The following is a 19,870-nucleotide window of genomic DNA, read 5'->3' on the forward strand; positions in this document are numbered from 1 at the left end:
CGTGTTAAAATCACCAGCCTTATGCATTATTAATTGATTACAGGCTATACCATGGATAAGACTTATTCTCCTCAAGCAATAGAGAAATTTCGTTACCAAGAATGGGAAAATCAGCACTTTTTCCAGCCTTACGGTGAAGGACCAGCGTACTGTATTATGTTACCACCACCAAACGTAACGGGCAGCTTACACATGGGCCATGGCTTTCAGCATACGCTAATGGATATTTTAACTCGTTATCATCGTATGTTAGGTCATAAAACATTATGGCAACCTGGTACTGACCATGCTGGTATTTCTACACAGCTTGTGGTGGAACGTCAATTAGAAAGCAAGGGATTATTGCGTAAAGATATGACTAGAGAGCAATTTCTAGAATATGTGTGGCATTGGAAAGAAGAATCAGGTAATCAAATCACTTCGCAAATGCGGCGTATTGGTTCTTCAGTAGATTGGCAACGTGAACGATTTACTATGGATGAGGGTCTTTCAGCTGCTGTGCAGAAAGTCTTTGTTCAATTATATGATGAAGGTTTAATTTATAGAGGCACTCGTCTGGTTAATTGGGATCCTAAATTAGGTACTGCAGTTTCAGATTTAGAAGTTATCTCCCAAGAAGAAGATGGATTTTTATGGCACATTCGTTACCCGATTGTTGACTCAGATCAATTTATAGTTATCGCTACAACCCGGCCTGAAACTATGTTAGGCGACGTGGCCATTGCAGTGCATCCAGAAGATGAACGTTATCAAGATTTAATTGGTAAATACGTTAATCTTCCTCTTTGTAATCGGCAAATACCTATTATTGCTGATACCTATGTGGATAAGGAATTTGGAACGGGCTGTGTAAAAATTACACCCGCTCATGATTTTAATGATCACGAAATTGGTAAACGCCACAATCTTACTGCGATTAATATCCTTACTAAAAAAGCGGCTATTAATAAAAATGCACCGATTAAATATCAAGGTATGGATAGGTTTATCGCACGTGAACAGATTATTAAAGATTTAGATGAACTTAAATTAATTGTTAAAACTGAACCACATAAACTAAAAGTCCCTCGCGGGGAAAAATCAAATGTTATTATTGAGCCTTTACTTACCGATCAATGGTATGTAAAAACAAAGCCCTTAGCTATGCCTGCAATGGAGGCCGTTAAAAAAGGGGAAATTCGCTTTATTCCAGAAAATTGGACTAAAACTTATTTTCAATGGATGGAAAATATTGAAGACTGGTGTATTAGTCGACAACTATGGTGGGGACATCGCATTCCAGCTTGGTATGACAATCATGGCCATATTTATGTTGGTTATAGTGAGAAAGATGTACGTTTTAAATACTCGCTAGATGATGGTCTACCCTTAAAGCAAGATGAAGATGTTTTAGACACTTGGTTTTCTTCAGCGCTGTGGCCTTTTTCGACCTTAGGATGGCCTGCACGAACACCTGAGCTTGAGCAATTTTATCCTACCTCTGTGTTAGTAACAGGGTTTGATATTATTTTCTTCTGGGTCGCGCGCATGATTATGATGGGTTTAAAATTTACAGGCAAAATTCCATTTAAAGAAGTACTCATTACCGGCTTAATTCGCGATAGCGAAGGGCATAAAATGTCTAAATCAAAAGGAAATGTATTAGATCCTTTGGATATCGTTGATGGTATTGATCTAGATAGTTTAATTGCTAAACGCACCACTAATATGATGTTACCTTCTTTAAAAGATAAAATTGCTAAAGCGACGCGCAAGGAATTTCCTGAAGGTATTCCTGCTTTTGGAACTGACGCATTACGCTTTACTTTTTGTTCCCTTGCCTCGTTTGGTCGCAATGTACGTTTTGATTTACATCGTGTTGAAGGCTATCGTAATTTTTGTAATAAATTATGGAACGCTGCGCGTTATGTTTTATTGCAAACAGAAGAACAAATTGATCTAGAAGATGGTGCCTTTCAATATAGCCTTCCTGATCAATGGATTTTATCTTCTTTACAACATGCGGTAGCTAGTTGTCACCATTACTTGGTCACTTATCGTTTTGATTTGTTAGCACAAACTTTATATGAGTTTGTTTGGCATGAATACTGTGATTGGTATTTAGAATTGTCAAAACCAATTCTCTATGATTCACAAGCACTAGGCGCTATGAAACGTGGCACACGCAGAACATTAATCCATGTGCTGGATCAAATCTTAAAACTGTTACACCCTATTATGCCTTTTATTACGGAAGAAATATGGCAACGGACTAGTAAGCTTACTAGTCAGAATAGCGAAAGTATTATGTTAAGTGCTTATCCCCAAGTTAACGAACAACTCGTTAATAAAAATTTAGAAAGCGAAATGAGTTGGATTAAAGATATTATTCAATCTATACGTACTATTCGTAGCGAGATGAGTATTTCTCCAGCCAAGTTAATTATGCTACAGATTAAAAATGCAACTTCCCTAGAAAAGGAGCGCTTTAAAAATTACCAAGCCATCTTAATGGCATTAAGCAAATTAGCCAATATTCATTTTTTAGAAGATGGTGAAGAAGCACCTGTATCTGCTTCAGCAGTAGTTGGAGAACTTGAATTATTAATTCCTATGGCAGGGCTTATTAATAAAGATGCAGAATTAGCTCGTTTAAATAAAGAGCTCGCCAAACTTGATAAAGATATATCTTTAGCACAAGGCAAGCTTAATAATCCTAAATTTACGGACAAAGCGCCTGCTGAAATTATCACTAAAGAAAAAGAAAAGTTAGCGCAAGCAGAACTTACTAAAGAAAAATTATTACAACATAAATCTACTATCGAAAAGCTCTGATTACAGAGCTTTTCCTTGGGTATTTAATTCTAAAAATCTTAAGTCGAGCAGAATTTACCCCATGAAAAATTTGAATATACCTAAACTACTTTAATAAGTATGTTAATTAAAAATTAAACTCATATAAGAGCGCTTATAAGTCTTAACTTGATGAAATAGGACATTTCGACTATGTTAAATTTATGAAATTTTTAAGGAATAAATTCGATGGGCATTCAACTCAATCATACTATTATCCAAGCAAAAGATGCTAAAACATCAGCCACATTTTTAGCTGAGATTTTAGGCCTCCCTGCCCCATCTATTTTTGGCCCTTTTTTTGTAGTCAAAACCAGCAATCAGGTAAGTTTAGACTTTAAGTCAACTACAGATGAAAAAATTCAGTCTAGGCATTTTGCATTTCTTGTCAGCGAGTTAGAATTTGATGAAATTTTTAATCGAATTATCCAGCGTCAATTAAACTATTGGGCTGATCCTACGCAATCTAAAGGACAACAAATTAATCATAATGATGGCGGTCGCGGCTGCTATTTTTTAGACCCAGATGGGCATCTACTTGAAATTATTACTCGCCCTTATGGTAGCTTTAAATAAAATAGAAACATTTAAAGGTTAGTTAAATCAGCCTACTATTTTCAAACGTCACTAAATAGGAGTGGCTATTTAGTTAATACAGCTTAAATTTAGAAATATTATTACAAGCAATGAAATCGTTATTTCATTGCTTGTATTTTTTATTAAGAATAAAACCTTTGCTTTAAATTGAAGTAACTAAGGAAAAATATCTGACGGATTCTTTTTCATATTAATACTAGCTTCCTTTTCAAAAGATAAGTCGGGATGAATTTGATTTTTAAGATCTTGCATGCGGCCCATTTTAAAGAATAGTTCAGCGGTTAAATACAAAGGTGCAATGAGCGCTCGCCAAAAATTATCAACTAACGCTGGGCGCTTACCTTCCATAAAATGACCGACTAACTGTAAAACCCAACCTAAGATAAAAAGAATAATAAACATCCATAAAGTGCCTCTGGTGGGCCCAGCCCAACTTACTAAATCAGCAACCCATACCATAAAAATAAAAATTGGTACTAAAACAAGGCCTAAACGCCAATTTAAAATTATATAATAAATAAGAATAAGAACGGTCAGAATATCAGATACTCTAACGTCCATAACCCTAGGAACCACAATATGAAAAAAACCAAAAAAGATCATTAAGGAAAAAATAATAAGTGGTATACCTATAAGATGCGTATAAAAGGTAATTGGCTTTTGATGGTATTCAGAGTAAAACTGAGCTTGTTCAATAAATGAATTCATTTTTTTCATCCTGAAATTAAAAATCGTTTTCCATGTTAAATTTTAAAGATAGCCTCTACCATTCAAAATTCACTGCAGCATTATAAGTAATTGAGTTATTACCAGTACTGGCAAGGCCAGCTTTAAGAGCAAAATTTTCTGACCTTCTATAACCCATGCCAACAGCAACGGCATTCGCACCACGATAACCTCCGACGCCAATTGAGAAGTTGATTTTACCAACACCGTATGGTTGAAATAATCCAGCAAGAGCAGAAGCGGAAGCAAGACCTCTGTCAACTCTTCTATCTAATTTTTTTACTACCCCTCTTAAATTAAAAATTTTGTTTTCTAATTCATTTATTCTATTCACACTTGATTCGACACGCTGTGCAACTTGATTTAATTGAAACACATTTACTGCGTCTGTATCCTCAACCCCTGCTGCAACATTTACTAATTGTCTTGGCTGTAGCTCATTACCTATAGAAACTGTATTAGCTCTAGTTGCTACTGAACCTTCACCAATTGCTACTGAGTTTAATGCTAAAGCCTGAGAATTCGCACCTAAAGCAGTAGAATTACTACCCAATGCTCGCGCACCTACTCCGCTGGCTAAACTATTAATTCCAACCGCTTGGGCATTAGCGCCAGTCGCTGTTGCATTGTCATTTGTAGCCTGAGCACCAGCCCCGGTAGCTGTGGCTAGATTACCTGCAGCATTGGACAAAATACCTGAGGCAGTTGAGCCAGCACCAGTTGCCTGCGCACTAACACCTATCGCAGTTGAGTTTACGCCGCTGGCTTGTGCACCAGTGCCAATTGCAGAGGCATTAGTCGCAGTTGCTTGTGCATTAGCCCCATTAGCTGTTGCATTATCAGCTAAAGCTTGGGCACCAGCACCAGTCGCCGTAGCTTGAAAGCCAGCAGCATTTGACTCCGTTCCCACAGCTGTTGAACTACTGCCTGTAGCCTGTGCGCCAGTACCTGTAGCAGTTGCTTGCACTCCTGAGGCATTTGCAGCATTACCTGTCGCCGTTGCATTAGTCTGAGTCGCTTGCGCACCACTACCTGTAGCAGTTGCATTTGCTCCTGCGGCGTTGGATTCAAAACCCGTGGCTGTAGATTGAGGACCTGCGGCATTGGAGTTAGAACCTGTTGCTGTAGAACTTTCACCCCCAGCATTTGCAGCATTACCTGTCGCCGTTGCATTAGTCTGAGTCGCTTGCGCACCACTACCTGTAGCAGTTGCATTTGCTCCTGCGGCATTGGATTCAAAACCCGTGGCTGTAGATTGGGGACCTGCGGCATTGGAGTTAGAACCTGTTGCTGTAGAACTTTCACCCCCAGCATTTGCAGCATTACCTGTCGCTGTTGCATCAGTCTGAGTCGCTTGCGCACCACTACCTGTAGCAGTTGCATTTGCTCCTGCGGCATTGGATTCAAAACCCGTGGCTGTAGATTGGGGACCTGCGGCATTGGAGTTAGAACCTGTTGCTGTAGAACTTTCACCCCCAGCATTTGCAGCATTACCTGTCGCCGTTGCATTAGTCTGAGTCGCTTGCGCACCACTACCTGTAGCAGTTGCATTTGCTCCTGCGGCGTTGGATTCAAAACCCGTGGCTGTAGATTGGGGACCTGCGGCATTGGAGTTAGAACCTGTTGCTGTAGAACTTTCACCCCCAGCATTTGCAGCATTACCTGTCGCCGTTGCATTAGTCTGAGTCGCTTGCGCACCACTACCTGTAGCAGTTGCATTTGCTCCTGCGGCATTGGATTCAAAACCCGTGGCTGTAGATTGGGGACCTGCGGCATTGGAGTTAGAACCTGTCGCTGTAGAACTTTCACCCCCAGCATTTGCAGCATTACCTGTCGCTGTTGCATCAGTCTGAGTCGCTTGCGCACCACTACCTGTAGCAGTTGCATTTGCTCCTGCGGCATTGGATTCAAAACCCGTGGCTGTAGATTGGGGACCTGCGGCATTGGAGTTAGAACCTGTTGCTGTAGAACTTTCACCCCCAGCATTTGCAGCATTACCTGTCGCCGTTGCATTAGTCTGAGTCGCTTGCGCACCACTACCTGTAGCAGTTGCATTTGCTCCTGCGGCATTGGATTCAAAACCCGTGGCTGTAGATTGGGGACCTGCGGCATTGGAGTTAGAACCTGTCGCTGTAGAACTTTCACCCCCAGCATTTGCAGCATTACCTATTGCTGTAGAACCTTCACCGCCAGCACTTGCATTTGTACCTATAGCCACCGCATCAGTGTTAGCAGTAGCGCCATCACCGATAGCTATGCCAGCAGCAGTTGCATCCTCTTCTGAGGCATTCGCTTCAAAACCTGTAGCTGTAGATTGAGCACCTGCTACATTGGAGTTAGAACCTGTTACCGTAGAATTTTCACCTCTAGCATTTATATCTGTATCTATGGCCACCTCATCTGTGCCGCTAGCAGTAGCGCCACCACTGATAGCTATAGGAGCAGCTAATGTAAAAGAGCTTGGTGTTAATAAAGATAAAGCTATTGCAATTGAACAACATCGTCCTATGATTTTCATTACTATCCCTAATATTACAACATAAAAATATAAATATGCCTTGTTTAATTTTTTTTAACAAGCGCTTAGTTTTTATAAATCAAATTCAACAGAAAACAACTTTTGCTAGCATGCAGAGCAAAACTGAACTTAGTCGGTAAAAGATTTCAATTTTTCATCCTGAAAGTAAAATTATTTTTGTCTTAAATTTTAATACCAATAAAATATTATAGTAAGCCAGTCATAAGCGATTACCATAAATTAAGACACTAATATTTTCTATATTACATAATTTAAGATGTTGCTTTTAAGATTTCCTTAAGAATTCTATGTTAAAAAATTGGCAGTTTAAAAAATAATAAAGAAAGTAATGGAATTTTTAGATATCGCTGAAAAGATAATTCCTGGCTATTCTCTCTTATCTCTCGATGAACGACTCACTTTTCAAGTAAGTGCTACGGGACAAAATTTTATTACCTTAATAAAGAAGATTAAGAAAGATATAAGTCATCTTCAGCATTCTCTAAATCTATTTAATTTGCTTTTTTCGTCTATAGAAAAAGAAAAAGAACAACTCGCTGATACTATTAAAAAACAGATTGAATTATATAAAGCAAAAGCGAAAAAAGATAAAGCATTTCAATTAATAAAAGATAAATGTGATTTCCTTTTGTTAGCAGAAGACTTTCCTAAGTTAAATCGCGTTGAAGAAACAAGACGTCAACAAATTATTAATCAAGTTTATTCACAAGCCTATCTTCACCATAAAATTGATTTAAAAAAACGACTAGAAGAAGCTAGAGGAGAGTTCAGTAAAGTCTCTAACTGGCAAAATCAAGCAAAAATTAAAGAACTAGAAAAGCAATATAAAGATGCTCAACAAACATGGCTTACAAATTTTGATAATGATTTAGAATTAACTGAATTACGAAATAATCTTAATTTAGGAGAAATCAAGGAAAATCTCTTTTATTTAATTAAGTATTTTCATTTATTAAATTATCGAATTAATACGGCTAGCTCACAAACAGAACTTGAAAAATTATTAGCAGCAATTAATTTATCCAATAAAACGCCAGAAGAAATAAATAAATTAGAGAAAGAGCAATTAAGTTCTCTTATCTATTATTGTATGGATCAAATTAGCATACATGACTTGCAATTTATTAATCTCAAACAATTTAATCAAGATCAAGCCAACTTAATTGCAGATGCTATTTTACAAGCATTTAATAATCATACGGAACTATCAATACATGAACTTTTACAACAATATCATCAAAAAATAAAACACTACATTGAAAAACAATTACTATTAATTAATGACCCTTGGACACAAGAAGATAAGACTGATTCTACATCATCCTTAAATTCTTTATCCTATTTACTTTCTCATCCTATTGTTAATCAAGCTAATGAGTTTCTACGTCGCCTCTCCGATGCGCATGCCTTTATTCAAGCAACAGGCTTTGCTACCCAAAATGAAAGTTCATTTTTAGCTATTTTTGATTTCTATAATTATAATCGCGCTGCCAATCAGGTCGCCGAAGCAAAATCCATATTAACCAACCTATTTAGTCCTTTTTTACCTCTTTACACAGAGTATAAAGAAATTGCTTTGTATGAAAAAAGTATTTTCTGGAAGCTATATCGTACTGTCATGCCAGTTATTATTGCGGTTAGTTTTATTGTTCTTGTCGCGTCTTTATTATCTCCTTTAGGATTACCTGAGCTCGCTTTTGCTGCCGTTTTTATACCTGCTTTATTTATTGGCATAGCATTAGCTACTAAATACGTACAAGTAAAAGATAAAGTATATAATGGGCTACGAGAGGCTTACTATGGTGGCGCTTATGAAATACCTGAATTTCAGATCAATGAGCGTATGTTAGCGTCATTTGGCAATTATGATAAAGCCAAACTTGCCAGAGATTATTATATAGAAGCCATTAAAACGTGTATTGAATTAGATAAATTTTATCAATCCGATAAAGAGAAAGGAATTTTAACTACTGAACAACTTGAGGCACAAAAAGACAATGCTGCTCAGTTAAATCTCTTATATTTAGAATGGTATGATATCCACAGTAATAACGAATTAAGTTACACAGCTGCTCCTGATATTATTTTTAAACGACTGAGAAATGAAAGTAAAAAAGAATATCAAGCATTAAAAGAGACGTTCAATCAAGAACTCACTAAAATTAATGAAGCCGTTGATAGAGCGGTTAATGATTTAGAAAAAACATTAGATCCTAAAATAACCAAAAATCCTAAAAAAGAAACGTTAAAGCAAATGTCACCGACGCTAGAGATTCATTACACGCCAAAATTATTTAAACCTCGCTGCTTAACACATCAGCAAAAAGCACAAAAATATGTAGACCTTGCGGAACAACTTAGTCAACCTAAAATAATCTAATAAAGTTTAGGTATATTAGGTAGCTCTTTTTAAGAATTTTATTCTAAAATCTAGTTAGTAAATTTAGGAGCGAACATGATTAAGTATCTACATACCATGGTTAGGGTCACTAATTTAGATGCCTCCCTCGATTTTTATTGTAATAAACTAGGACTTGTTGAGATAAAGCGAATAGAGAATCAACAAGGCAAATTCACTTTAGTATTCTTAGCCGCTCCAGGTGATCTAAACCAAGATGAGCAATCTAAAAGTCCTATGCTTGAATTAACTTACAACTGGGATAATCAGACTTATCCCGAAGGTCGTAACTTTGGCCATCTTGCTTATTCTGTAGATAATATTTATGAGACTTGCCAACGCTTACAAGATGCAGGTGTGGTAATCAATAGGCCGCCTCGAGATGGCTACATGGCCTTTATACGCTCCCCGGATAACATTTCTATCGAATTACTCCAAAAAGGCAACGCTCTACCACCGCAAGAACCTTGGATGTCTGCACCTAATATTGGATATTGGTAAAGTGCAAGTATATTAGATCAGATAATGGTATTAACTTAAGAACAGCTCTGTGATTTCTGCAAAAGCAGGAATCTATTTTTATGTAGGCACAGTGCCAGTGTTAAGATAGAGTTCTGCCTGCGCGAAAACGACAAAATACTCAAGTTGATACTATTAATAGATCAAGTGGACTGCTACTTCAAAATTAAAATCTTAGAGCTGATATTGTGAAATCTCAGAGATATATTGCTTTAGATTATCAATGCCTCGTTGATATAAATGCTTATACTCATATATTTTATCATCTATCTCCTTATCTGATATCGTTTCAACATTAATTTGACTAAGTGGTTGATATGATAAGTATAAACAAGTTAATAATGCCTTTTTCTGCTTTATAGGAAGATGCTTGATGTTATCATAAAACTTAACCTCTTCTGCTGTAGGTTTTAAATCTTTAATAAAAGCTGAGATAGTTAAATTCATAGCAGGTGGATCTTGTGACTTTTTTCTTGGCAATACATTTTTAAAAAGTTTAGCACTCTCTATACTTAACTGTTGTATTTCTTTAAGTTTTGTAAGGCCCCAAGGTGTAAGAAATTGTAGCTCACATAATTTGAAATCTTCATTATTGGGATAATCTAATGCCATATAAATAATTTTTTTAATATCTTCATGCAACTTAAAAATTTTGATATTTTTTAATTCTTGATAAAAAGGATAAATATATTTCATATTGGTATAATGGTATTGTGTGCTTATTGCACTAGCCGCATTGTTTTTAAATGATTTAATGACTTCAGCTATGAATTTAAAATCTAGATTGCTATGCGGATGTTTCTTATTATTTAAAATATCTTTAAGATTTTTAAATAACTCTTTTAAATCATGATTATTATTAATTAACCTTATTAACTTATTAGATTTTGGACGTTCAAGATACTCACAACCGTTATTAAGGTGATTGAGAAGATTTTTTAAAACCAGCTTTAATGAGAATTCAATTATACAAACATATATATTAAGAAGAGGATAGACTAAATTGTCATATTCAGGCCCAACCTCTTTATCTACACTCATTTTTTGGATAATTATATCAGCTGCTGTTTCAAATCCTTTGATTAAAGAATAATCTTGCGCTAAAGAGTATTCTTCTACCTTATGGTCAGAATAGCTAGCAATAGAGTTATGTTCCTCTAACTCTTCTTCATCAAAATCAAAATACTTAGACACAGTACTCTCCTTTATTTTCTATGTCTTTAAATAAATTATAGTCTTGGTTTAGTAAGCTCTTAAGGAAACAGTTGATAAATAAAAAATTAGGATTTAGATTGACAAGGTTTTCTTAACATCACTTGATAGAAAATTTTATATTATTAAATTCATAGTTTTAGGTAAAAAATTTAATCTAAGAAACTAGAAAACTAATAAAATCCACAGAAATCAATATTTAAAACCTAGTGCAGGGAAGGCACTAGATTATTTATATCGACCTCTTTTTACGTATAAAAAGTACTGATAATAGTTAACATTGTAGAAAATCTATTTATTATGAATTAGCTGCTTTATAAACATACTGTTCATATCGGATATAACTTTCACGAAAAATCTGCGGTAAAATTGTTTTAATGACATAATTTTTCATCTCATCAACACTTCCCTTGCCATTCCAATCCCAAGTTATTGCAAAATAGCCATCCCATGTAAAGCACCAGCCCGCCGATTCTTGTTGGCAATCATTTTTCCATTGCATATCACGTAACGCTTTAAATGGTTCTAATGCTTTGCTTACACTACCAGGAATTATATGCGATTGATTAATCATATGAATATAATTTCGCTCGTAAGCAAGTTGGACTTCTTCTTTAAAAACAAATCGATCGTTAAAAAGTGACTGTTGTACTTCAAGTAAAAATTGATCTTTTGCCAATGGTGTTTGAGGATCTTGATTTACAGTTAGATTTAATAAGCCCTCTTTATAAAAACCATCAATAAGCTCTTGCACGATATAAGCAGTCGGATAATTAACTTGGTATGAAGAATGGCCGCAACTCGGTAATGTAAACTTAAAAGTATAAAGATTCCCTTGATTACTAATCTGAATATTTTTAACATCAGGCACCTGAATATCCTTACACTGAGGAACAGCAGCTACTCTAATCCTATTTTCTGAAGCTTCCGAATAGCTTGAAGTTATGGCTAAAAGAAGAATACTTATCCTAAATATAAGTTGCTGCATCATATTTCCTAAAAGATATTTGAAACGTCATATTATGATGACATTAGTTAGTTGATGAATAATAAAAATATACTTAAAAAATAGCCGTGATGCAGCGAAGCGTAATCAAGGTTTTTTATAAATTTTATTTTCTAATACCATTCAATTAAATCTTATCTTTTGCAATTTTGATTTTGAAGAAAAATATTTTTTTGATTACGCTTCGCGGCATCAAGGCTACTATAGACTAGATGTTTTTAAATTTTAACACTTGAATATTCTTGAAAAAAATCAATTAATTGTCGTGCTGAAGGACCCATTTCCTGTGGATTATGATGAACTAAATATAAAGGATAAGTTCGAATATTATCTTGCTGTAAACGCAGCGGTTTAATCGGTAAGTTTCTATTTTCTACTAATTGTTTAGGTAACCATGAAAAGCCAATACCTTGAGCTACACACTGAATTTTCATCTCCATCGAACTGACCTTCCAATGAAATTCCGACCCTAACCAGCCTTCGTTTCTTTGATTTTTTATACCTGAATCCTGAGCGATAATATAACGCTCGTGGTAAAGATCATCTAACGTCAATTCTTTTTGATGTAAGGGGCTGTCAATGTGGGCATAGGGAATAGACTCTACATCCAAAAGCTTATCACCGACATACCCTTCTGGAATTTTTGAAATAATGGCTATTTCAGCCTCACCATTAATTAGCAGATCACTTGGCCCCGATAAGAGGCCATGCTTTAAGATAATCCGAGTTTGGGTATTAATTAAGCTAAATTGATGCAGAATTGTTAGTAGTATTTGCGGAGGAAATATTTCATCAACCGCGAGTCGCAAAATTTTTTCATAATTAGATTTAAAATTAAGGGCTGCATTCTCAATATTTTTAGCTAAGCGTATTAATTGCTTAGACATATTTAAAACTTGGATGCCTTGTTCAGTTAAAACGGCTTTGCGTCCTTGTATATTCATCACTTGGATACCTAAGGACTCTTGTAATTTCATTAATGAATAGCTAATGCTTGATTGACTTTTATGTAGCTTTTCCGCTGCTTTAGCAAAACTTTTTTCTTCTACAATAGTTTGTAATACTCGCCATTGTTCAAGCGTTACTTTGGTCATTGCCATCCTAAATATATCTAAAAAACTGATTAATTAAAGCTAAAATTTGCGCTTTTTTATTAATTTATACCACTTATAATCAAATTTGTTAATTAAACAGAAATCCAATAAGGAGATAAAATGAAAAAAATAGCTGCTGTTCTTTTATTGATAGGTTTGGCTATTAGTGGTAAATCAAGTTTTGCAGAACAAAGTTCACAAGAAATAAATAAGGAGGTCGTGACGCAATTTTACCAAAAAGCAATTAATGAAAAAGATTTCTCGGCAGCCGAAATTTATATGGGGCCGTGGTACATACAACATAATCCTTTAGCTAAAGATGGTATAGAAGGTTTTAAACAATACATCGACTACCTTAAACAAACTTATCCTCAATCACACAGTGACATTAAACGAATTATGGCAGAAGGCGATTACGTCATTCTACATGTCCACTCTATAAAAGAACCAGGCACAAAAGGACAAGCCGTCGTTGATATTTTTCGCTTAGAAAATAATAAGATTGTAGAACATTGGGATGTAATCCAAGCCATTCCTGAAGGATCAGCGAATAGTAATGGGATGTTTTAACTAACCCACTTTGTAGTATTTAGTTTAATCAAGTGTAGATCAACCAAGATTTGATCTACGCTTGTACTTAAAAGTAAATAATAAAAATTCTTTTGCAAGAATTAATTTGGCTGATCTATTTCTTAACCCATCGACTGAATAAACGTTTCTTCAGATTTTTTCTTATGTAGGTTATCTATAATAATTTTTGCAGGCTTAAAAAACATTGCATGATTTGCTTGATTTAAAATACGAGGTATTAATTCCGGCGTTAAAGATTTTGTCAAATAATGATGGACACAACTACTAGTGAAGCGCTCCTCATTTAATAATTTTTTTTGATGTTCAGATAAGCTATCATATAAGCGTTTGGCATTTTTTTTATCTTCATGAAGTAAGACATTAACGATAGCATAATACCCGTTTTCTACCGCGATTTTAAAAGCACGACAATCATTCATACTCAACATAGCAGGTAATAAAACAGAAGCATGCTTGATAAAATAACATACTATATCTAGATGGCCATGAATTACAGCCCAGCGAAAAGCTTCAAACTCTTTGGCTTTTATCATATCTAACAATAAGTCAGGCGCTTGCGCAACTAAATATTCTATTACCTCTAAATGACCACATGCTGCTGCTAAGTAAAAAGCGTCAAACTCTTTGGCTTTGATCATTTCTAGCAATAAGTCAGGCGCTTGTTTAACTAAATATTTCATTACATTTAAGTAACCGCCCATTGCTGCAAAGCGAAAAGAAACAAAGTCTTTTGCCCTTATCATATTTAGCAATAGGTCATCAGGCGCTTGCGCAACTAAATATTCTATTATATCTAAATAGCCATTTGCAGCTGCCCAACGAAAAGCAGCATATTGGTCTGCTTTGATCATATCAAGCATTAAGTGTGGCGCTTGTACAATTAAATACTTCATCATATCTAAATGACCATTTGCAGCTGCCCAACGAAAAGCAGCATATTGGTCTGCTTTGATCATATCAAGCAATAAGTCAGGCGCTTGTGCTGCTAAGTACTTCATCACGTCTAAATGACCCATTTCTGCTGCTAGGCAAAAAGCTTGATAATTATTTGCACTAATCATTTTATTTAAAGCTTGTTGAGAAAATTTAGTCGACAAATAATTTAAACCTTGTAAATGATTAATGACACTTAAGAATTCAATTAAATTAAGGGTAGGAGGAGCTGGAAATATAAACTTCTGATACTCTAGCTTTTCTAAAACTTGCAGTTCTGCGTCATTAATTTGATTAGGATTGTCTAGAAAGCGACTGACTAAGAGATTAGGGTTAAACTCATCTTGTTTTACTTGATACATTGTTACCTATCGTACAAAATAGTATAAATAATAGCACAATGATCTTAATTAAAACATACTAAAATACGCTTATAAAGCCTAGTTCCGCTATCTATTCTAAGTATTAAAATTTTATCATCAAACTGCGATTACGAATTTCAAATTCTTACTATTTATTAACAATCTAGATAGTAATGTGAACACTTAGTAGGAAATCTAGCAAGATAAATAAAGTAAAAAATCACTGATAAGTCGAGTTACAATCATATATTTTTTAACCGACACACCCTTCTCTCAATCCATACTGCTAGCATAATAGTAGATAAAACACCTAATAAAACCCCATATCTATACCAATTCTCGCCTACTATTTTTAAAGCATCAGGCGAATGGAAGATAGAAAAAGGAATCGCTAATAAAACATCAATAATGGCTGAACCAGCTACTAACCCACAGGCAATTAAAGTGCCTTTTTGTTTTCTTTCAGTCTTTTGAGTATTACTAAGAGATTTCTTTTTATCAAGGCGCGCCTGCACATACATAGCGATCATCCCACCTAAAAACAAAGGAAATGAAGAGGAAATTGGTAAATACATCCCAATTGCCACACCTAAAATAGATAATTTCATAAAGCGATTTAAATTAAATAATTTAATAAAGATTAACAACCCTATGATAATTGCTGCCCCAACAAACATCATTGTCCAAGGTAAGGTATTGCGAAACACAGCTTCCGTAATAGCAGCCATTAAAGCGGCAGTTGGCGCTGGAAGCGATTGGCTTATGTCCATACCTTCATGAGGCATAACGCCAGCAATACCATAAACGTTAAAGAGTAATTGCATAACTGGCGGAATCACTAATGATGAAACAACAACGCCGAGTAGAAGCATCACTTGTTGCCGCCATGGGGTCGCGCCAACTAATTGGCCTACTTTAAGATCTTGGGTGTTATCATTAGCAATAGCTGCAATGCCTGTAACAACTGATCCAATAATAATGGTAATTGCTTCAGCCGCTTTAATCTGATTATTGGTCAAAGGTAGCGGTAAAAATTTATTAATAATGGTTAATAACATCCAGGCTGCAAATAACATTCCGGCAATGACTACCGAGCTACCTGGACTTGCAGTCACGCCTACCATTCCAGATAAATAGCCAGTGATTACTGAAAATAAAAATCCAATAACTAATACATAAATGACAGCAGTAAAAACTAAAGTGGGAGCAAAATCGCCATCAAGACCAGTTGCTTCAATGGGAAAAATATATTGGAAAAATAAAAATAATAAGGTCGCCATGAAAGCGATACCACTTAAAATAAAAGGTATAGGAATATCTTTATCTGTTCGCGGTACTTGTGTTGCCCAATTACGTTTAGAAGTAAACGCAGTTAAAGATTGAGTAATACTTTTTGCCAAGGGCTTAACAAGTAATAAAAAAGTCCAAGTTCCCGCAAATAACATCGCACCTATACCGAGATAGCGCATTTCACTATCCCAAAGTAATGTTGCTGCTTGATTTAATTGATAGTGTGCTAAAAAATCCGGATAAAACTGACTGACAATGGGTAACGCAATTAACCATGAGATAATGGCGCCTAGAAAAATACTAATGGCCATATCATGGCCTATCAAATAACCGGCTCCAATCATAGTCGCTGAGAAACCAGCGCCAAATCCAAAAATAGAGCGTTTAATAACAAACCAAAAATTAAAGCTACTAGCAATAACTTTAAAACCCATTTGTAACAGTTCAATTAATCCACCAACAGCACCGCCTAAAAAAATTTCTTTTACACCTACTCTTTCGCTAGAGGACTTTAAAACTTCAGCAATGGCTCTTCCTTCTGGAAAACGTAATGCGGGCTCATGAACTAAAATGCGACGAAGTGGAATAGAAAATAAAACGCCAAGGATGCCACCAATTGCTGCAATAAAGAAATTGGTTAAATAGTCAAAACTTTGCCAATAATGAATAATGATCAGAGCAGGAATTGTATAAACTATTCCTCCAGCAACAGCCTCTCCGGCAGAGGCAGCTGTTTGCACAGCGTTATTTTCTAAAATAGTTGAATCTTTAAATAAGCGTAAGATACCCATTGAAATAATGGCTGCAGGAATTGATGCTGATGTCAAAATACCTAATTTTAAAGCGAGATAAGAGTTTGACATAGCAAGCAAGACGGTCAATATAATGGCCAATACAATACTACGTACAGTTAATTCCGCTACTTTTGTTTCGTCACGAGCACCTAAGACAGAATTTGTCATGCATTGCCCCAGACTAATTTTTTCATTTCAGGACGTAAAGATGAGGTTAATGAAGAGGTGGGAATAATAATTGTTTGTGGGCCATAAACATAAGCAGCGACTTGGTAAGTGTCAAAGATGATAGCTAACCCTTCTTTGCTAAAATTCCAATTTGTATAATTTTTATTTATTGCTTGCGTACCTTCATTAACCCATTTTTCGTCAAAATCTTTATTTTTAAGTAACTGATTTCGGCAATAATTAGCAATTTCTTCTAAATAAGGACTATTAGTTTTAAAAATATCTTGTAAGTTAATTTCTTTACCATCAATAAAGTTAAATGTCTTTATACTATTATTAGGATGCGCGGCACCGCGAGAATAAGTTGAAATATTAAATAGCAAACTGACAACATGGGTATTTTGATACGCTATTTTATAATCGATATATAAACTGTCTTTACCAGGTAGATTAGTAGTAAAGGGGCTAGAGCCTGACATATCTTGTGAATTTTTGGTTTTTGTTACAAAGGTTTTTATAACCTGATTTATTTGGCTTTCTTTAAATCCTTGGGGATATTTCAGATCTAAAATAAATGTTTTAGTTTCTTTTTTTACCGTAACTGTTGTTGGTTGTGCGTAAATATTATTAGTAAAAACAACCATGAAACTTAAGATGGCAATGCGCAATAAATACATACTTATTTCTCCTGTGTTTTACTAATGATTAATCCAATGTCCAGCAATCATTGTTTCATGATCAAGTGGGTAGCCAAAATGATAACACAATTCGGCTTTATCTTTGAGCGACCAGCGTATAATATCAGCAGCCAAACCTGGCTTAATAGCACCTGTCTCTTCTGTAATCCCAAGTGCTTTTGCCGCATTTATAGTAACCCCTGCTAAAACCTCTTCTACTGTTAAACCAAAATACTGACACGCCATATTCATCATTAAAAGCAAAGATGTAGTAGGAGATGAGCCGGGGTTACAATCAGTCGCGATGGCTATATCTATTTTCAGCTGACGCAATAAGGAAATAGGTGGTAATTCTTGAGCATGTAAAAAATAGAAAGCCCCTGGAAGCAGCACAGCAACGCTACCCATCTTTGCCATTGCTCTAGCGCCATCTTCATCTAAATACTCTAGATGATCGCAGGATAAAGCGCCTAAAGAAGCAGCTAGTTTACTTGCACCTAAATTAGATAGTTGTTCAGCATGACACTTAATAGGAAGCTTTAAATCTTGCGCCACCAAAAATATTTGTTCTGCTTGTTTATAAGAAAAAGCAATGGTCTCACAAAATACATCGACTGCATCAGCTAGACCCAACGCGGCAATCGTGGGTAACATGTCTTGACAAAGATGATCAACATAATCTTGTGTTTTATTTGCAAACTCAGGTGGAACGGCATGTGCGCCTAAAAAGGTTGTTTTTACACGCATGCCACTTACCTTGCCTAGTTCACGCGCCACATTAAGCATCTTAATCTCATTTGCTATGTCTAAACCATAACCTGATTTAATCTCAACTGTGGTAACCCCTTCCGCACGCAAAGCCAATAAGCGAGGCAATGATTGTGCAATTAATTCATCTTGCGAAGCTGTACGAACTTGTCTAACTGTCGATAAAATACCGCCACCTGCCTTGGCAATATCACTATAAGTAGCGCCTGCAAGACGCTGTTTAAATTCATTAGCTCTATTACCTGCATAAACTAAGTGAGTATGACAATCAATTAACCCTGGTGTAATAAGCTTACCCTGACAGTCTTCTTTAATAGGCGCCGAAATAGGCGGTAATTTTTTTTCTTCATCACACCAAATAATCTTATTACCCTTAATACCAATAGCTTGTTGCTTATTTAAATGGCCATCGACTGTAAGCGTTGTCGCATTATGGAGAAGTCTATCGCATATAAGCATAAGCTATTCCCAATGTGGCACACTATGAGGTTTTTTTAGCCAAAACTGATGATGATGAGTAGCATAGATATCCCATTCTTCGGCATCATAATCATTACGATTAACCTCTAATAATAACCAACTTAAGAAAAGTGCAACTGTTTCTGTTGAAACCAAACGATTCTGCTTTTTAAGTGTTTTAAAAAACTCAAGCTTCTCATTATCCATAAAAGAACTTTGTCGAATCAACGTTTGCATATCTGTATCAATAATCCCCGGCATAACACTTGCAAAAGCAACCGATTTGCATTCTAACTGCCAACAGCGAGTTAACATAGCTAAAGCTGCTTTGGAAACACAGTAAGCTGTCCAACCTAACACAGGAAAATGAGCAGCCCCAGAACCGATATTAAGAACACGACCGCCATTAAGTTTATTGATTAGCAATTGAGTAAGAAATAAAGGCGCATGCAAATTCGTTGCTAGCGTTTGTTGCCAAGCTTGCTCTGTAATCTGAGTAATCGGTGCAATAGGCTCAATGACGCCAGCATTATGAATTAGACCTTTTATAGTTAGTTTATCATTTAAGGCTGTTAAAATAGCTTGCTGCCCTTCTACAGTTGAAACATCAGCACAACAGATAGAAATTAAAGGAGAGTAAGAAGCTGCTTCTTTTAATACTAACTCACGCCGGCCTACAATAAGTACTTCCTGCCCTTGCTCTGCTAATAAGTGCGCCAGCGCACGACCAATACCACTACCACCACCTGTGATAATAAACACGCTATCTTCCTCACACTCTAGATTTAACTAAAAGGGCTCTATTTTACCGAAATCATTTAACAAAGCTACACGTTATCCCCTAAAATACTTAATAGACAAATTATCTAAAGCAACTTTAGCCATTTCTAAAAAGGAAGAATTAG

15 protein-coding genes are annotated in these 19,870 nt (G+C 35.7%); 5 read left to right on the top strand and 10 right to left on the bottom strand.

From position 1 onward, the window contains the following. Positions 1–51 precede the first annotated feature (51 nt). Positions 52–2,814: a valine--tRNA ligase gene (locus tag DYH30_RS11325; protein ID WP_115331762.1), complete on the top strand. Its 2,763-nt coding sequence runs from the start codon at positions 52–54 to the stop codon at positions 2,812–2,814. 207 nt (positions 2,815–3,021) lie between these two features. Next, entirely contained in the window at positions 3,022–3,408 is a 387-nt protein-coding gene (locus DYH30_RS11330) for a VOC family protein (RefSeq protein WP_115331763.1), read from the top strand. 177 nt (positions 3,409–3,585) lie between these two features. On the opposite strand, the gene DYH30_RS11335 is transcribed toward DYH30_RS11330, so the two are convergent. Both DYH30_RS11335 and DYH30_RS11340 read right to left on the bottom strand, forming a co-directional pair. Then, complete coding sequence (locus DYH30_RS11335; protein ID WP_115331764.1) at positions 3,586–4,137, bottom strand: Mpo1 family 2-hydroxy fatty acid dioxygenase; 552 nt, start codon at positions 4,135–4,137, stop codon at positions 3,586–3,588. A 55-nt stretch (positions 4,138–4,192) separates the two neighbouring features. Next, positions 4,193–6,673 carry a YadA family autotransporter adhesin gene (locus DYH30_RS11340; RefSeq protein ID WP_115331765.1) on the bottom strand — a complete coding sequence of 827 codons (2,481 nt, stop codon included), beginning with the start codon at positions 6,671–6,673 and terminating at the stop codon, positions 4,193–4,195. Positions 6,674–7,022: 349 nt separating this feature from the next. Between DYH30_RS11340 and DYH30_RS11345 the strand changes: the two genes are divergently transcribed. Next, positions 7,023–9,074, top strand: coding sequence for a hypothetical protein (locus DYH30_RS11345; RefSeq protein WP_115331766.1), 2,052 nt, complete (start codon positions 7,023–7,025; stop codon positions 9,072–9,074). Between the two features lie 78 nt (positions 9,075–9,152). Beyond that, a complete protein-coding gene (locus DYH30_RS11350; protein WP_115332567.1) occupies positions 9,153–9,593 on the top strand; it encodes a VOC family protein in 441 nt (146 codons plus the stop codon). 192 nt (positions 9,594–9,785) lie between these two features. On the opposite strand, the gene DYH30_RS11355 is transcribed toward DYH30_RS11350, so the two are convergent. The 3 genes from DYH30_RS11355 to DYH30_RS11365 all read right to left on the bottom strand — a co-directional run bounded on the left by DYH30_RS11355 (position 9,786) and on the right by DYH30_RS11365 (position 12,923). Then, positions 9,786–10,805: a hypothetical protein gene (locus DYH30_RS11355; RefSeq protein ID WP_115331767.1), complete on the bottom strand. Its 1,020-nt coding sequence runs from the start codon at positions 10,803–10,805 to the stop codon at positions 9,786–9,788. 316 nt (positions 10,806–11,121) lie between these two features. Further along, the gene (locus DYH30_RS11360; RefSeq protein ID WP_242604725.1) at positions 11,122–11,811 is read right to left on the bottom strand and encodes a hypothetical protein; all 690 of its coding nucleotides are present in this window, start codon (positions 11,809–11,811) and stop codon (positions 11,122–11,124) included. Between the two features lie 236 nt (positions 11,812–12,047). Beyond that, positions 12,048–12,923 (bottom strand): LysR family transcriptional regulator, encoded by an 876-nt coding sequence (locus DYH30_RS11365; protein ID WP_115331769.1) that lies wholly within the window; start codon positions 12,921–12,923, stop codon positions 12,048–12,050. A 120-nt stretch (positions 12,924–13,043) separates the two neighbouring features. Here DYH30_RS11365 and DYH30_RS11370 point away from each other — a divergent pair, with 120 nt between their 5' ends. After that, the gene (locus DYH30_RS11370) at positions 13,044–13,493 is read left to right on the top strand and encodes a nuclear transport factor 2 family protein (protein ID WP_115331770.1); all 450 of its coding nucleotides are present in this window, start codon (positions 13,044–13,046) and stop codon (positions 13,491–13,493) included. Positions 13,494–13,615: 122 nt separating this feature from the next. On the opposite strand, the gene DYH30_RS11375 is transcribed toward DYH30_RS11370, so the two are convergent. The 5 genes from DYH30_RS11375 to DYH30_RS11395 all read right to left on the bottom strand — a co-directional run bounded on the left by DYH30_RS11375 (position 13,616) and on the right by DYH30_RS11395 (position 19,727). Continuing rightward, complete coding sequence (locus DYH30_RS11375) at positions 13,616–14,809, bottom strand: ankyrin repeat domain-containing protein (protein ID WP_115331771.1); 1,194 nt, start codon at positions 14,807–14,809, stop codon at positions 13,616–13,618. Between the two features lie 242 nt (positions 14,810–15,051). Next, complete coding sequence (locus DYH30_RS11380; RefSeq protein WP_115331772.1) at positions 15,052–17,061, bottom strand: OPT family oligopeptide transporter; 2,010 nt, start codon at positions 17,059–17,061, stop codon at positions 15,052–15,054. Next, a complete protein-coding gene (locus tag DYH30_RS11385; protein WP_115331773.1) occupies positions 17,058–17,738 on the bottom strand; it encodes a DUF3298 and DUF4163 domain-containing protein in 681 nt (226 codons plus the stop codon). Before DYH30_RS11385 ends, DYH30_RS11380 begins: the two co-directional genes overlap by 4 nt. Before the next feature lie 21 nt (positions 17,739–17,759). Continuing rightward, positions 17,760–18,965, bottom strand: coding sequence for an imidazolonepropionase (gene hutI / locus DYH30_RS11390; RefSeq protein ID WP_115331774.1), 1,206 nt, complete (start codon positions 18,963–18,965; stop codon positions 17,760–17,762). A gap of 3 nt (positions 18,966–18,968) precedes the next feature. Then, complete coding sequence (locus DYH30_RS11395) at positions 18,969–19,727, bottom strand: SDR family NAD(P)-dependent oxidoreductase (RefSeq protein WP_115331775.1); 759 nt, start codon at positions 19,725–19,727, stop codon at positions 18,969–18,971. Positions 19,728–19,870 lie beyond the last annotated feature (143 nt).

It is taken from the genome of Legionella busanensis (assembly GCF_900461525.1).
Taxonomy (GTDB): domain Bacteria; phylum Pseudomonadota; class Gammaproteobacteria; order Legionellales; family Legionellaceae; genus Legionella_C; species Legionella_C busanensis.

Excerpts from the sequence above, each read along its gene's own strand:
- DYH30_RS11325 (WP_115331762.1), top strand. The coding sequence starts at position 52 with ATGGATAAGACTTATTCTCCTCAAGCAATAGAGAAATTTCGTTACCAA.
- DYH30_RS11330 (WP_115331763.1), top strand. The coding sequence starts at position 3,022 with ATGGGCATTCAACTCAATCATACTATTATCCAAGCAAAAGATGCTAAA.
- DYH30_RS11335 (WP_115331764.1), bottom strand. The coding sequence starts at position 4,137 with ATGAATTCATTTATTGAACAAGCTCAGTTTTACTCTGAATACCATCAA.
- DYH30_RS11340 (WP_115331765.1), bottom strand. The coding sequence starts at position 6,673 with ATGAAAATCATAGGACGATGTTGTTCAATTGCAATAGCTTTATCTTTA.
- DYH30_RS11345 (WP_115331766.1), top strand. The coding sequence starts at position 7,023 with ATGGAATTTTTAGATATCGCTGAAAAGATAATTCCTGGCTATTCTCTC.
- DYH30_RS11360 (WP_242604725.1), bottom strand. The coding sequence starts at position 11,811 with ATGCAGCAACTTATATTTAGGATAAGTATTCTTCTTTTAGCCATAACT.
- DYH30_RS11365 (WP_115331769.1), bottom strand. The coding sequence starts at position 12,923 with ATGACCAAAGTAACGCTTGAACAATGGCGAGTATTACAAACTATTGTA.
- DYH30_RS11370 (WP_115331770.1), top strand. The coding sequence starts at position 13,044 with ATGAAAAAAATAGCTGCTGTTCTTTTATTGATAGGTTTGGCTATTAGT.
- DYH30_RS11375 (WP_115331771.1), bottom strand. The coding sequence starts at position 14,809 with ATGTATCAAGTAAAACAAGATGAGTTTAACCCTAATCTCTTAGTCAGT.
- DYH30_RS11380 (WP_115331772.1), bottom strand. The coding sequence starts at position 17,061 with ATGACAAATTCTGTCTTAGGTGCTCGTGACGAAACAAAAGTAGCGGAA.
- DYH30_RS11385 (WP_115331773.1), bottom strand. The coding sequence starts at position 17,738 with ATGTATTTATTGCGCATTGCCATCTTAAGTTTCATGGTTGTTTTTACT.
- hutI (WP_115331774.1), bottom strand. The coding sequence starts at position 18,965 with ATGCTTATATGCGATAGACTTCTCCATAATGCGACAACGCTTACAGTC.